This is a genomic window from Kurthia populi, assembly GCF_042686175.1.
In the GTDB taxonomy this organism is placed as follows: Bacteria; Bacillota; Bacilli; order Bacillales_A; family Planococcaceae; genus Kurthia; species Kurthia populi.
Genome location: NZ_JBHUOR010000095.1, coordinates 1 through 13360, shown reverse-complemented (window position 1 = coordinate 13360; position 13360 = coordinate 1). Strand labels below are relative to the sequence as shown.

The 13360-nt window shown below is 35.7% G+C and carries 16 protein-coding genes; 3 read left to right on the top strand and 13 right to left on the bottom strand.

All coding sequences use genetic code 11. The annotated features are described in order from the left end of the window. Positions 1–100 precede the first annotated feature (100 nt). Both ACFSY7_RS11295 and ACFSY7_RS11290 read right to left on the bottom strand, forming a co-directional pair. Positions 101–1399 carry a hypothetical protein gene (locus ACFSY7_RS11295; protein ID WP_380147901.1) on the bottom strand — a complete coding sequence of 433 codons (1299 nt, stop codon included), beginning with the start codon at positions 1397–1399 and terminating at the stop codon, positions 101–103. A 2-nt stretch (positions 1400–1401) separates the two neighbouring features. Beyond that, a complete protein-coding gene (locus tag ACFSY7_RS11290) occupies positions 1402–1599 on the bottom strand; it encodes a hypothetical protein (protein WP_380147900.1) in 198 nt (65 codons plus the stop codon). A gap of 132 nt (positions 1600–1731) precedes the next feature. Here ACFSY7_RS11290 and ACFSY7_RS11285 point away from each other — a divergent pair, with 132 nt between their 5' ends. Continuing rightward, positions 1732–2370: a hypothetical protein gene (locus tag ACFSY7_RS11285; protein WP_380147899.1), complete on the top strand. Its 639-nt coding sequence runs from the start codon at positions 1732–1734 to the stop codon at positions 2368–2370. 154 nt (positions 2371–2524) lie between these two features. Here the strand turns inward: ACFSY7_RS11285 and ACFSY7_RS11280 are convergent, their stop codons facing one another. From ACFSY7_RS11280 to ACFSY7_RS11270, 3 genes are all read right to left on the bottom strand, one after another. Then, positions 2525–2794 carry a hypothetical protein gene (locus tag ACFSY7_RS11280; RefSeq protein WP_380147898.1) on the bottom strand — a complete coding sequence of 90 codons (270 nt, stop codon included), beginning with the start codon at positions 2792–2794 and terminating at the stop codon, positions 2525–2527. A 16-nt stretch (positions 2795–2810) separates the two neighbouring features. Continuing rightward, positions 2811–3071, bottom strand: a complete 261-nt coding sequence (locus tag ACFSY7_RS11275; RefSeq protein ID WP_380147897.1) for a hypothetical protein — start codon at positions 3069–3071, stop codon at positions 2811–2813. Between the two features lie 84 nt (positions 3072–3155). Next, positions 3156–3377, bottom strand: coding sequence for a hypothetical protein (locus ACFSY7_RS11270; RefSeq protein ID WP_380147896.1), 222 nt, complete (start codon positions 3375–3377; stop codon positions 3156–3158). Positions 3378–3510: 133 nt separating this feature from the next. On the opposite strand from ACFSY7_RS11270, the gene ACFSY7_RS11265 reads away from it, so the two are divergent. Together ACFSY7_RS11265 and ACFSY7_RS11260 are read left to right on the top strand one after the other, a co-directional pair. Beyond that, positions 3511–3729, top strand: coding sequence for a helix-turn-helix domain-containing protein (locus ACFSY7_RS11265; protein ID WP_380147895.1), 219 nt, complete (start codon positions 3511–3513; stop codon positions 3727–3729). Continuing rightward, positions 3722–3925: a helix-turn-helix domain-containing protein gene (locus tag ACFSY7_RS11260; RefSeq protein WP_380147894.1), complete on the top strand. Its 204-nt coding sequence runs from the start codon at positions 3722–3724 to the stop codon at positions 3923–3925. Before ACFSY7_RS11265 ends, ACFSY7_RS11260 begins: the two co-directional genes overlap by 8 nt. 238 nt (positions 3926–4163) lie before the next feature. Here ACFSY7_RS11260 and ACFSY7_RS11255 read toward each other — a convergent pair whose 3' ends face one another. The 8 genes from ACFSY7_RS11255 to ACFSY7_RS11220 all read right to left on the bottom strand — a co-directional run bounded on the left by ACFSY7_RS11255 (position 4164) and on the right by ACFSY7_RS11220 (position 13098). Beyond that, positions 4164–4454 (bottom strand): head-tail connector protein, encoded by a 291-nt coding sequence (locus tag ACFSY7_RS11255; protein ID WP_380147893.1) that lies wholly within the window; start codon positions 4452–4454, stop codon positions 4164–4166. A gap of 68 nt (positions 4455–4522) precedes the next feature. Further along, on the bottom strand, positions 4523–6001 hold the full coding sequence (locus ACFSY7_RS11250) for a phage major capsid protein (RefSeq protein ID WP_380147892.1): 1479 nt from the start codon (positions 5999–6001) through the stop codon (positions 4523–4525). Then, entirely contained in the window at positions 5998–7104 is a 1107-nt protein-coding gene (locus tag ACFSY7_RS11245) for a phage portal protein (RefSeq protein WP_380147891.1), read from the bottom strand. Before ACFSY7_RS11245 ends, ACFSY7_RS11250 begins: the two co-directional genes overlap by 4 nt. Positions 7105–7140: 36 nt before the next feature. Continuing rightward, positions 7141–8853 (bottom strand): terminase large subunit, encoded by a 1713-nt coding sequence (locus tag ACFSY7_RS11240; RefSeq protein ID WP_380147890.1) that lies wholly within the window; start codon positions 8851–8853, stop codon positions 7141–7143. Continuing rightward, positions 8850–9299 (bottom strand): phage terminase small subunit P27 family, encoded by a 450-nt coding sequence (locus tag ACFSY7_RS11235; RefSeq protein ID WP_380147889.1) that lies wholly within the window; start codon positions 9297–9299, stop codon positions 8850–8852. Before ACFSY7_RS11235 ends, ACFSY7_RS11240 begins: the two co-directional genes overlap by 4 nt. Continuing rightward, on the bottom strand, positions 9300–9620 hold the full coding sequence (locus tag ACFSY7_RS11230) for a head-tail adaptor protein (protein ID WP_380147888.1): 321 nt from the start codon (positions 9618–9620) through the stop codon (positions 9300–9302). It abuts the gene before it with no gap. A gap of 239 nt (positions 9621–9859) precedes the next feature. After that, on the bottom strand, positions 9860–10285 hold the full coding sequence (locus tag ACFSY7_RS11225) for an HNH endonuclease (RefSeq protein WP_380147887.1): 426 nt from the start codon (positions 10283–10285) through the stop codon (positions 9860–9862). Positions 10286–11052: 767 nt separating this feature from the next. Beyond that, on the bottom strand, positions 11053–13098 hold the full coding sequence (locus ACFSY7_RS11220; protein WP_380147886.1) for a DnaB-like helicase C-terminal domain-containing protein: 2046 nt from the start codon (positions 13096–13098) through the stop codon (positions 11053–11055). Between the last annotated feature and the right edge of the window lie 262 nt (positions 13099–13360).

Below are 13360 nucleotides of genomic sequence, written 5' to 3'. Positions count from 1 at the left end.
TTTTTTTTTTTTTTAGGTACCCACTTATGGCACATAAGGTACCCACTTATGGCACATAAGGTACCCACTTATGGCACATAAGGTACCCACTTATGGCACACTATAAAACTAATTGAAAGCCCATTATAGTACGCCCTTTTTTGTAAGTATCGTAGCTTTTAATATAGTTTTTGCTTATGAAGTTGTTCAAAATTTTGCTTATATGGTCACGTATTTTCAAGGCTTTCTTTTTAGTTGGCGATTCCAGTTCCAATAATTCGTATACACTTTCTAATGATATTTTGTTATTACGATTTGGGTTTTTCTTTTTCATTTCAGCTTTAATCCATTCAATCTCACGAATCAAATGTGCGCGTATTACTGTTATCTCTGGGGAGTTGTTAATTGAATCGCTATCATTCGTACCATCCTTAGTATTTAAGATTTCTAGTGGCACTGTAATAATTTGATTTGATATTTGTGAGTAATGATACATAAGTGGTTTAGCATGTAATTTATATCCTTCTATCGTTTTGTTATTGACGGTTAAAGATGCTTTTTTAGCTGGAATCATATAGTCTTCTTGAATGTATTGAACGTCGTCTTCTTGAACATCATCTGATTTTTTATACTTTTTCATTTCCTCAGTATAGTCGATTTTTACGCGCATTCTAATCATTTTAGTAATTGAATCATTTATGCGTTTTATACTAGCTTCACTAACTGTTTCTCGATTGGATAGGCCATTGATAGTTCTATAAATTTGTTCAGCTGTAAAAGTATCATTGTCATTTTCATAACGGCTACAAATGCCATTAAACACTTCTCTGTCATATGGTGTGAAACGCATATGATCTCTACTTTGAATTTCAATATTATTATCAAAATCTAATGCCATTTTTAAAGTTGCGCTGCCATTTTGTACAGTAAATTCTACACTTGATTCACCGTCTACGGGTGTTAAAGCTGGATTAATCAGTGTATTCATTGCTTTAGTTTTAGGCATTATAAAGCTTGCAGGTGGATTCATGCTTAATAAATCACCATTTGTTGTTAAGTTAATTAATTCATCTACTACATCAGAATCTTTATTTTTTTTGCGTTCTACTAGAAAATCACGAAATTCTATCATAGGAATAAATTCGCCAGCTTCTCTACGATCTTTAACATGTTCTTCAAAGTCTTTAAATAAAAATATGAATCTTTCCGAAAATGCTTTTGAGAGTTGTTCTAATAAATCATCTCCTGAAATTGATTCTAGTTTTTCGATTTCAAAATCATCATTTGGTTTTAAATCAATTAAAGAAGCTGGAGGAGTATTGATTGTTCCGGTAAAACTTATTTCAATTACTTTTTTTAGCTTGGCCATTTCTTCTAATGAATCTTCTGATGGGAATCGAATTCTTAAGTCTTTTTTCATTGTTAAATGTCTCCCGTTCTTTTTAGTTGTTTGTAGTATGTGCTTAATTTTTCAGCATTGCGTAAAGGTATATTATCTATTTGTGTCATACCTAAACGTAGTTTTTGGACTACTGAAGCTGGTATTTGAATATCTTTTGATATTTTATATGCTGTTACTTCTGAAGCGATTAAGGCTTCTACATTTTTACGAATTGACATTATAATTACCGCCTTTCAATAGTTTTATTATACATTCTTTTAAGAATGTAAGTCAAGTATGGACATTATATTGTTTTTTTGACATCCACCTTAACGTATTTCATACTCATTTAAAGAAAAGGAGTGGTCGCTATGTCGATGCCAATAACTATCGCTAAGGTAGCAGAAAAACTGGATTCTAAGGTCAGTACATTACGCAATTATTGTAAGTTATTAGAAGAAAAAGGATACATATTTGAAAGAGATGCCAATAACAACCGTCTATTTAGCGATACTGATATAGCGATGCTTAGCGAGTTTTTAAATCAATTAAAAGATAAATCTAATACACGTGAAATGGCTTTAGATAAGGCTTTGTCTTTGGATGTTAAGAAGAACGTGCTATCTGTTAAAAGTAATGATATAGCGACGAATAATGAGGGTGACATACGCCCACATATGGATGTTTTAACCGATATTTCGAAGAGCATGGAATATATGGCTGAACATATAAAAGGACTTAACTTTGAAGTGGTTCAATTGCGTGAAAATAACAAACAATTACATAGAGAAAATAAAAAAATCATTGAACAAAATACATTGCTCAATGACCAGTTAGTATCTATTAAAAATCTGCTGAACAGTCCTAAAGAAGAACCAAAAGGGCAGCAACAAATTAATGCGCTTATGAATGAGGTTCGCAAATTGAATAGCCAGTTAAAAGAAATGAAGAATAGTGTAGATCATTCACATGAAAATAAAAGTTGGTGGGCTAGGTGGTTTAGGAAATAATATGACGGCTGAATTTTCAGCTGTCCTAAATCATCTTTATTTTTTCGATGTCGTACATTAATGATTCGGTATTTATGCTTATACCGATAACACCCCTTTACACGAAACAGCCAATCTTTTCCATGCAAAAAAGCCCCCTAAAAGAGGGCCTATTTTATAAATTTTCAATTCGAGTAATTGCTTTTGAACTATAGATTATTTTTACGTTATCAACTTCATGGAAAAAATCTGAATTAAATACGATTTCTAAAATGCTGGGAATTAATCCAACATCAATATGTGACCATAATTTATAAATTTTATTATCAATAGGCCTATATTCTTGGTATTCTTTTGAATAATGGCTATGTTTGCCTGTAAAAATTTGTCCTTCGATTACCTCGATTTGTTCGCCATCAGCGAAATGTATAATAGCTTTTTCCATAATTTTTTTTGCTCCTTTAGAGTTCAATGTTTGTATATTCTTTTTTAAATTGCTGAATATTATTATTTAATTCTTCCAATGTTCGTGACAGTGCTAAATTTGCCACATATGCATTGCGATAAACTTCTTTTGCGGCATAATGCGCTGCACCATCACGTCTATCGAATGTGCCGTTTTGAATGCAATCATCAAAATTTTGTTGATTAGTTAAAATTACTTGTTTGATCATTTCTAATTCTTCTAGTACCCCATCAATAAAGTAATAATCTAGTTTCATTTAATATAATCTCCTTTTTCTACATTTAGAGTGTTTTAATATCACTCACAAATACCACTGCGCGGTCTTATAGCCGCGTTTCTTTTACAGTCCGTAAGTTGTAATCAACATCCACATCAGAAGGAGAGGACCACAGAAAAAGAAAATAAATGTCATTAAATAGTCTGTTAAAGAAGGATTTCCTTCAGGAACTGAACACCAATATTCTTCAAAGTCCAGTGCAGCTTGTTCTAATTCTCTACGTTTAGTTTCAGTGATAATCTTACGATTCCCATGTGTACCTTGTACCATTCTTACTTTTTCCATTGTTTCCACCTCTTTTTGTATACTTTAATAAACTTCTTGTATACTACAATATACAATTTGATTATCCTTGTCAACACTTTAGTTTACTTTTTGTATACTTGAATATACAATCTGTATAAGGAGTTGATAATTAATGATTAAAGTTCATCTATCACGCATACTAGGTGAGAAACGTTTAAGCGTTACGGATCTATCAAAAATGACAGGTCTTAATCGCGCTGGGCTATCAAAGCTATACAACGAAAAGACAACCAGCATTAGTTTTGAAACGCTGGAAAAGGTATGTACTGCATTAGAATGTGATATTACGGATTTATTAGAAATACAAAAGGCTGTGAAAGAAAATGATTAATATCAAACTAAAGCAGCTATTAAAAGAAAAGGGTATGACGCAAAAGGAACTTTCTGAAAAAACAGGATTGTACCCTACTATCATTAGTGAAATGGTTCGTAACACGCGCACAACGATTAATAAAGAGCATTTAGAAGCCGTTATGAAGGTGCTAGGCGTTACAGACATTAGTGAAATAATAGAATATAAAGCATAGGAAAAAGCCCCTCACAATTATAGTGAAGGGCTTTAAACAATATTCGACTTAAAAGCAATTTTGTTCAAACAATGACATATTGCAAAATGTAAAAACAGGTATGCACCAATTCTGAAATAACGGTGTAAATTGACCACCAAAAATCTTCATTCCGTTTCGCTTTATAGACTGTAAAGTGTTTCCGCACTCTACAAAAATAATTATATCACGATATATCGGTATTTATCAATTTATTTACTTAGTATTTACCGCGTAATTGCTGGATAAATGAAGTTATATACGCTGGTACGTGCTGTCTAGCATCATATTCACGATTCTTGTACCAATATTGCGTAAGCATTGACGTAGCAATTTTAAAGATTTCATCTTTCTTCATTTCTTCTAATTTGTCGCCAGCTACAGCGTTTGAAATGTAGCTTTCCGCTGCTGTTAAAAGTCCTTTGATTAGACCGTCATCTTCAGCCCATTCCACACGCATACTATTTTTTAATAGTTCGAGTGAAGATAAATCTGTATTTAATTCAGCCATTCTTTTTTCATCTCCTTTTAAAAAAATAAGGCTCACCGTTAGGCAAGCCCTTTTAATGTGCCTTTTACTTAGGCTGGTGTGATTTCAATGTAACGTGCTGCGTCTGCATCAATTACTTGATAATCGTTACGAACGATAACCGCTAAACCTTGTGAGTAGTAGTCGAATTGCTCCCATTGTGTTTCTACTTGGTTTCTACGTGCTACGAATACTGATTGTTCAATGTCACCGATGATTAACGGTAATGTGTCTTTTGTAGTCGGTGCGAATAATTTATTTGAAAGTACCACTACAGGATTTCCGAATAATGAGAAGCCTGAAGGTGCTGTTACATCGGGTTGTAGTAAATAGCGTCCTTCTTTGTCCTTCACTGTATCTAAGTATTGGAATGTATCTTGATTGACGATGACCATTTTATTAAGCGCTGGATCTAGTTCAACATTGTTCACGCGTTTCAGCTGGTCGAATGTGTCAACTGCTGTTACGTCTACTTTTGTGAAACCTTTTAACAGGTCGATAATGTGCTTGTTGTCAGTGTTATCAACTAATTTTTTTAGTTGTGCTTTCACTTCAGCTACCACATCGACTGCTGCATCTTCTACCACTTCATTTGATAATGCGATTTTGCCAGCGCGTGTAGCTACTGCAAATTGTACTTGTGTAAACATATCAGCATCTACGTCTGCAATTTGTGCTAATTCTTCTTTGGTTGCTAGTACGCCTTGTTGGTTTGTTGCTACAGGGTATTTACCTTGTCCATTTGATACAGGTTTTACAGTTGCATATTGTGCCAGGTTATATGCAGCACGTTTTAACTCAAACACTTCACCGATGACATCTGATGGTACAACTACGCCAGCTGAATTAGCTGCTGTTGTTAGGCCATCACGTACCTCGCCTTTTGCACGAATATAGTCCTCAAATGAACGCACTTCTGTATTTTGTTTGTTTAATGTATTTAATTTCATGTTTTCTCCACCTTTTTCTTCTAAGAATTTTGTATATGATCGTGTGCTTACTTGTACGTTTGATGAATCATATGCTGGAACGGTTACAATACTAATTTCATGCAATGCTTTCATGTTTTCAATTGAACGTGTTACTGTACCTTCTTCATCTTCTTCAAATGAATCTAGTCCGACTTCGAAACCGAAACTCATTGAATCAACAATGCCAGCCTTAATATTTTCATAAACATCTTTTGCATAAGATGTATCAGTTAAAGTAGCTTCAAATTTCAGGCCAATTTCATCAACTTCTAACTTTAATGTGCCTGCTTTTACACTAGCCAATGGCTTAGAATAATCATGGCCATGCAGTAAAATGACGTTTGATAAATCCACTTCTTTAAGTGCTTCAGCTGTAATTACTTCTACAAAGCCACCTAAATCTTTTGATGGTTCACCGAATTTTAAGGCGTAACCTGTGATAACTTTTGTGTTATCATCGTCTGTAGCGTTTTCTGTATCAGATTCCGACTCATTCGCTGTGGTAGGTGCTTCGAGTTCTGCTGATTCAGTTAAACGCTTTTCTTTTTCCTCGTTCATGCTATTTCCTCGCTTTCTTTTCTTAAAATGTCGCCACCTTCAACGGCTTCAAGCCCCATCTTTTTACGCATTTCATTGGCTGTTAAAATACCTAGTTCAACGGCTCTTAAATCATTTTCAAGCTGTTGCTGTGGTTCTGCTATGAGCCAATCTACGCTAAATTTCAAAGGCTTTGGACTACCTAATTTGAAGTTAATTTCACTTTCAATTGCTTTTAAAAAGTGAGTGAGCGTATTTCGTAAGTACATGACGTTCGATTGGACGGTGTTACTATGATTAGCTTCAACACCTAGACGATCCGTAGAAAGTCCAAATACTTTGGCGATTTGTTTCGTATTCCAATCGTTATTATTAACTAGCTTCAGTACATCAGTGTTTACTTGTATCTGTTGATAGTCCATGTTGTCGTCTAAGATGATTGTTCGAAGTGCGTTACTGTCGCCAGCGTTCGCTTGCTCGAATTTCTCACGAATATTATTTTTCGCTTCAGTATCTAAATCGGCTTTGTGTACTTTCAGAATACCGTTAGAATTGATACCTCTTTTAAAGAAGCCAGCTAGTAGCTTGTTACCGCGTTCCTGTAGCTTCAGTTCATCACGTAGCGCATATAGAGGGCTTATACCTGTTAAACCATCTGTTGTGAAGTATTTGAAGTGAAGAACGTCTGAAGCCTTTAAAATCATTTCTGCGCCATCGTCTGAATGAATGTACTGTATTGTGCCATCGTCCAGCTGTTCAATGCTCACATTGCTATTTAATAGCGCGTGTAGTGCGATTGGTGCGCCTGTTTCGTCACGTTCGATTAAAGAGAAAGCATTTCCATTTAGTAGCATATTGGCCACTTGTGAAAACTTGTAATGCCATGCACTCATGTAGTCGTTCGGCTTATTGTTAATCAATTTTGTAATAGCTGTTTCTTTCGTATCTGCATACAATTCACTTGATGCAACATCTGATGCAATAATTTTTACTGCTGCATAAACATCACTGTTTCTTAATGCTCGTATCGAACTGTACTGTATGCTTTCATCGTCTGAAGTAAGACTAACTAATACGTCTAAAAATGCGTCTGTCGTGACTTGCTGGGCTTGTCTGTTAAACATTGTCTTTAAGATTCCCATTCGTTTTTTCTCACCTCCTTAAAAGCTAAAGTTTTCATCTGAATAAATTTCATTTCTACGTTTCATTTCTTCAGCTTCTTCAAAATGAAACATGGCTTCAGTGTAAGCATTTATAAGCGCTGCTATTGGATCTATCTTATTTGCATTTCGCTTCTTACTAATCATCACGCCATTGTTATCTTCCTTCAGAATCGCGTTATTAACAGCGTGGGCTAGTAAAGTATTCGCAACATGAACGATTTCGCCATTGTACAGACGTTCTCTGAATGTACGTGTAGGCGTATTCAATGTATATGTGCCTTGTCGTACTTCTACCAGCGGTAAATTCGCTTTTTCGAACTTTGTTATCAAAGTATTCGAGTTCCATTTGTCATAACAAACTGCTACAACTTGTAACTCATTATCTTCAATGAACCTCATAACCCAATTAAAAATGTCCTCATAATCAATGATTCCACTGTCTAATTTTGTGATAGAACATTCACCTTTTCGCTCTAGTTCGATATAGTTCACGCCGTCAGATTTTATTTTGTTGGCAAGTCCATATTTCGTGCCAATCCACGAATGACTATCGCAATACAATTGTTGGTCATCTGTCGGAATAAGCCAGCTTACACTTGTTAAGTCGTCCGTCTTTGATAAGTCGATACCTAGAAAAATCTGTTTGCCCTTAATGTCGATAGCTTCAACTTCAGCCTGTTCCCAATCGTCTGCTGCTATATAACTGCTTTCGCTTGCTTGCGTCCACATATTGAACGACTTTGTTAGAACAGCTGTTAAAGTACCTTGTTGTTGGGCTGTGATAACGTCCTCTTTAATGGCTGGTAACATCGTTTCTTTGATGTCCTCATGCTCGAAAATCGGACACGCCTTAATCCATTGATCGCTACATTCTGGTGTAGCTTCTTCTTTGTCGTCTAGTTCATAAATTGCTATGAACGTGCTTTCTGCTGTTGCCTTGCCATGTAAAACATCTGAATAGAATTGATAGTCTTGATACATTGGCACATTCAAGTCATAGCCGGCAGTCGACACAACCGCAAGTAGCGCGTTCGGCTCGGCTTTTTGACCACTCTTTAACGTATTCAGTACGTCACGACTTCTAGCAAGTGCATATTCATCGACTATTACTGTTGTACCGCTGTAACCATCTAAAGTAGAAAGGTCACTTGATAGAGCCATTGCAAAACTGTTAGAGGGCTTGTGCGTAATTTGTTGCTTACCAATAATTAATTGCTTCTTCATAAATTCGCTTATTCGACAAACTTTCGACAAACTATTAGATAGCATATTGTAGCCTAATCTCGCTTGTTTAATAGCATTGGCCACAAATAGTACCTGTCGTCCTTCAGCTGGTTTCGTTTCGGCGATTAAAGAAAGTGCGCCGATACTTGATGCTAGCCATGTTTTACCTTGTTTACGTGCTGTTGAAATGAAAGCCTGTTTGTAACGCCTGTTGCCTGTCGCTTTCTCCTTCCAGCCGTAAAGTTCGGATATAATCCACTTCTGAAACATGAGCGCATTGATTTTCGAACCGTCTGTGCTGGGAATCAATTCAATGAATTTAATAGCCTTTGTTGCAGCTGCTTCATCGAAATAGTACGGATATGAATCGTCCTTTTCATATTCCAACCCTTTTAAAAATCGTTTAGCAGCTAGTTTTACTTTTTCACAAGCGATAATGTCGCCAGCTAGTACTGCATCACAATATTCTTTTGCATAATTCGTCATTCATTCATCACCACTTCAAATGGATCTAACTCTTTTGAAGGTTTATTCAATTCGACTTTTAAACGTCCGTCTAATGTCATTGCGAGTGATTGAGCGCATGAACGCATATCTTTAATAGCTTGTGACTGTACACGTACTGCTGGATTACTTTTACCGTCATCTAAAATCAGACCACGCTTGTTTAAATCTTGCTGTGCATCGTACATCGTTTTTACAGCTAAACAATAAGCAACTAGAATTTGATAATCATTTTCCGACCACGGCATATCTTGTTTAACAGTCGCTACAATACGTTTCCACTCTTTCAAGGCTTCACGCTTCAAGATTGCTGGTGGCTTTTCTGACATCTCTTGATAGTCAAATAGTTTTTCATTAGCATTTTGACGTTGTTCACGTTCTTCTTTTGTATAATGGGAATCGGAATCGCCTATTTTCATTCGAGCCATTTATTCCACCGCCTTTGCAATAAGGCGTACACTATGCTTTTTCACAAGATGTTCAATGCCGATAATGTTGTATTGAGTGCCGTTGAATTTAATCTTGCACGTAGGATCTAGCTGACTTTTGAAATGTTCATCAACTTCGAAGTACACCGCATTTTCGTAGACCGTGCCGATATTCGAAGTTCTAGCTGTTAAAGATTGTGAGTAGTAATCTGACCAGCAACTAAATTTCACTACTTCAGTCGGAACTCTATCACCGTACTCATCTTTCTTCAGTTCGATTTTCACAAAAGTAATACGTTGGTCTTTACGTTCTTTTCTCATTCATGTACACCACCTTTATATATGATTATCTGTTCATATATTCATATTACTACAAAATATAAATAAATACAATAATATCGGTATTTATGTATTTTTAATTATTTTGGAATTTACATACGTAAAGGGTTTCAACGTTGTACGTGTGAATAATTTCACAGCCCCCCTATCTTTTTTTCTGAAGTAACTAATAGTATTTATCCTCGAAAATGAAAAAGCGCTCTAAGAGCCTGTAAATGCCCTTAAAACGCTTGTGTGTTTTTACGCTTATTTCGTTCGCTTGCAGACTTAGCATTGTGACAAGCATGACATAGTGACATGAGATTGCTTTCATCGTATAAAAGATGCTGTTCATCTGCTGTTAAGTCCTTACGTTCCTTCACATGGTCTACTACGTCTGCTGTTTTGATAATGCCAGCTGTTAAGCATTTCTCACAATACGGCTTGTTGAGCCTGTACAGTTTTGAAGCTGTTCGCCAACGCCTTGAATTGTAGAAATTGATTGATTCCGCGTCATATTGCTTTCTGTAGGCGTAAGAATCACTATTTGCTGTGCTTTTTTTATGTTTGTCACAGTATTGTCGCGTATAGTCGATTAAAGTACGACACCTTGCAGCACTACATCTTTTTTGTGGTTTTATATGAATCACTCCTTTTGTATTTAACATATCTTAAAGACTGTTAAATTAGAAAAACCTTGTTGAACCCCTTAATACCAATACTTTTACCGTTTTTACTCTTCTCAATTTACAAACTACATTTTTATGTTAAATAGTCTTATCTAAGTCTTTGTCTTTTTCTTTATCTAAATCTAATTCTGAGTCTAAGTCTAAGTCTGTTGCGTGACTGTCACGTGACGTCACGATAACGTCACACATAAAGGGTATACTCAATCTTGAGCTGACCTCTTATCTCACTCCTCAATCTTGAGCCGTCAGATATATAACCAGAGTCAAACTGCTTTGATTAATTAAAATAATTATCTAATGTAACATATCTTTCCTTTTGTTACATTGTAGATTCTCTTTATAAATGCTGTTAAATCAGTGCTCACTAGCTTTTTTTATGTTGAATAAACTTCTAATGTACAAACCATATTTTTATGTTACATTACATTATTTTTTCTACCTCTAAGGTCGGCGCACTTTTGCGATGACCACAGAATTGTGGGGAATTTCCCCCTCATCTAATTGACTAATGATGCGCTGAAAACTTAGCTGGTTAACTACAATAACATTCGAATGCAACATATCTTTCTTTTTGTTGCATTCACTTGCCACCTTTCAAACCCCATCATATCAACCTTGATGAAGCAATTTTGCATTCTATTTTATACGAATGCACAAACCATGCCTTTATGTTGCATTGGTGATGAGGACTCAGCAATTTTGCTTAATCAAATAAAAAGACCGCCAATATGACGGACTTGTATAGATTAGAATTGCAATACTTTTTTAGATTTTTCATCAGTATTATCTATCTTGAAACCTTTTCGGAAATCGCCTAATCCTTCGTTAGAAGTGTAAGTATCGTATTTTGCGTGATATGAGAATTTTGTACTGAACAGTCCACCGTTACGGTTTTTAAGACATACCAGTTCAATATCTCTGTATTCATCACTTTTAGCTTTATTGGCTAGTACCAGCTTTTGCCCATCATCTGCTTTCATAAATTCACTTGAAGTAATAACGCCTAATTGTAATCCCCAAACTACATCGGCTGTATATTCAATACCGCCACTTTCTTTGAAACTGCTGAAGCTACATGACTTTAAATAACTGTCTCGGTTAAAAGAAGAAATGACAAACAACGGAATCATGAAGTCTCGGCTGATACGTTTCAACTCTGTTACGTTGTAATCAATGCGCTGCTTATCTCCCATACGTGTATCTGCTGCTGGAATGATTTGAAGGTAGTCAATTACTACAATTGGATTAACGCCATTTTTTGCTACATAGCGTCCAATGTATTCGCGCATTGTATCAACATTAGTATCAAAGTTACCCTCTACAATATTCACGTTGCCAGCATACTTTGAATAGTCCTTTATCGCATTTTGTAAGTTAGGTGTATTTAATCCTTTACGAATTTCAATGCTACTTAGTGCATTAGGATAATCTAACTTCGCTGTAGTACGTGATAACGATTTAGACACCATTTCCATCTTTGATTGTTCTAAACTGAAGTAAATAATGTGATCGTTACGCTCTGCCAGCTGGTCGGCTAGTTGATGCACGAACGTAGTTTTACCGACTGAAGAAACGCCACCTACTACATATAATCCAGCGTTCAATCCATTCATTTTCTTATCAAGGTTATCAAAACCCGTTTGCTTATCTCGATAAGCTGAAAGTTTCGCTATATCTTCAGAGAATGTTGTTTCAAGATACGTTAAAACGTTATTAGGCTTGTTTACAGCGGTTAATTGAACATCTATAGACTTCTTAATCTCTGTACCGCTAAAGTCGCCTTGTGGGGGCTCTGATAGCTTTTTAATGCTATCTAAGAACCAATCGTTAATATCTGTATCGTCCACGCCTTTATCATTCGTATGAATATGAGGTTTATTAATTGCGCTATGTCCTCGTTTAATTAATTCTTCTGTTGCTTTAACGCCAGCTGAATCATTATCAAATGCAGCAACTAAAGAAGTGTTTCGTGCTTTAGATGTATTGAAGCATTGAAGGAAGTTATCTAAGTTGTTGCTGCTATTAATAGCAATTGCCTTGTAGCCTAATAATTCTAGGTTCAATGCGTCAATGATGCTTTCAACTAAAAGAATAGGCTCGTCATGTTCTTCCTTCAGCAAGTCGATATTATAAATAGCTTCAGACTTTGATACACCTTTAGCGTCCATGAATCGCGCTTGTCCTTCAACATCTGTTAATAGTCGTCTTGTGTACCAAACAACTTTATTATCCTTCCAAACTGGAAATACTATACGTTCGTGTCCAGTCGATGTATCAATACAAATTTTATTCTCTATGATCTGTGCTGGTGAAATACCACGCTTTGTAGTAAAAGCCTTTAGTTTAGTTCTAAGTTCGTCATTGGCAATAGTCTTGTCATAGGCTTTCGTGATATAATCAGTGAAATCTACATTTCCGATAGATTTTGTGTTGTCGTTATCAGTTGCAGCTGGTAGCGACTTTTTTTGTGGGTTCTTTTCTGTGCTTGTGCTGTTAAAAGAAGGTTTCTCAGCCCCAGCTATTTTATATAGCTTGTCAATTGCTTCAGCTAAGGAACACTTCTCTACAGCCATAATAAAATCTACTGGTGAGCCAGCTTCACAACATTCTTTGAATGAGTTAAACAAATTCTTTTGTGGATTAATAGAGAAATGGTCTTCGCCATCTCCACAAATAGGGCAAGGTGTTACTCTAATAGCTGTGTTACCCTTGCGTTTTGTAGCGTGTCCGTACAGTATAGCTAAATCTTCCAATAGTACTTCTTGCTTTAATTCGTCTAGCGTCTTAATCATTAATAGTCCTCACTTTCGATTTTTAGATTAGCGACTAAAGAAAAAAATGGCGCATCGTTTTCTGTGGATCTGTGTAGCATTTCTTTTTTTAGTTGCTGGTTTTGATTTTGCTCTTTTTGACTTTAAAGAGCATGAGGGGTAGCGTCAAGCGGACACTCAATGCTCCTATAAGTACTTATATTACATATAATACTTATAGAGAAAAACGTTAAACGCTGGAAGGCTTGGGGCTCTAAGGTTCAAGAGGATTTTTTTTTTTTTT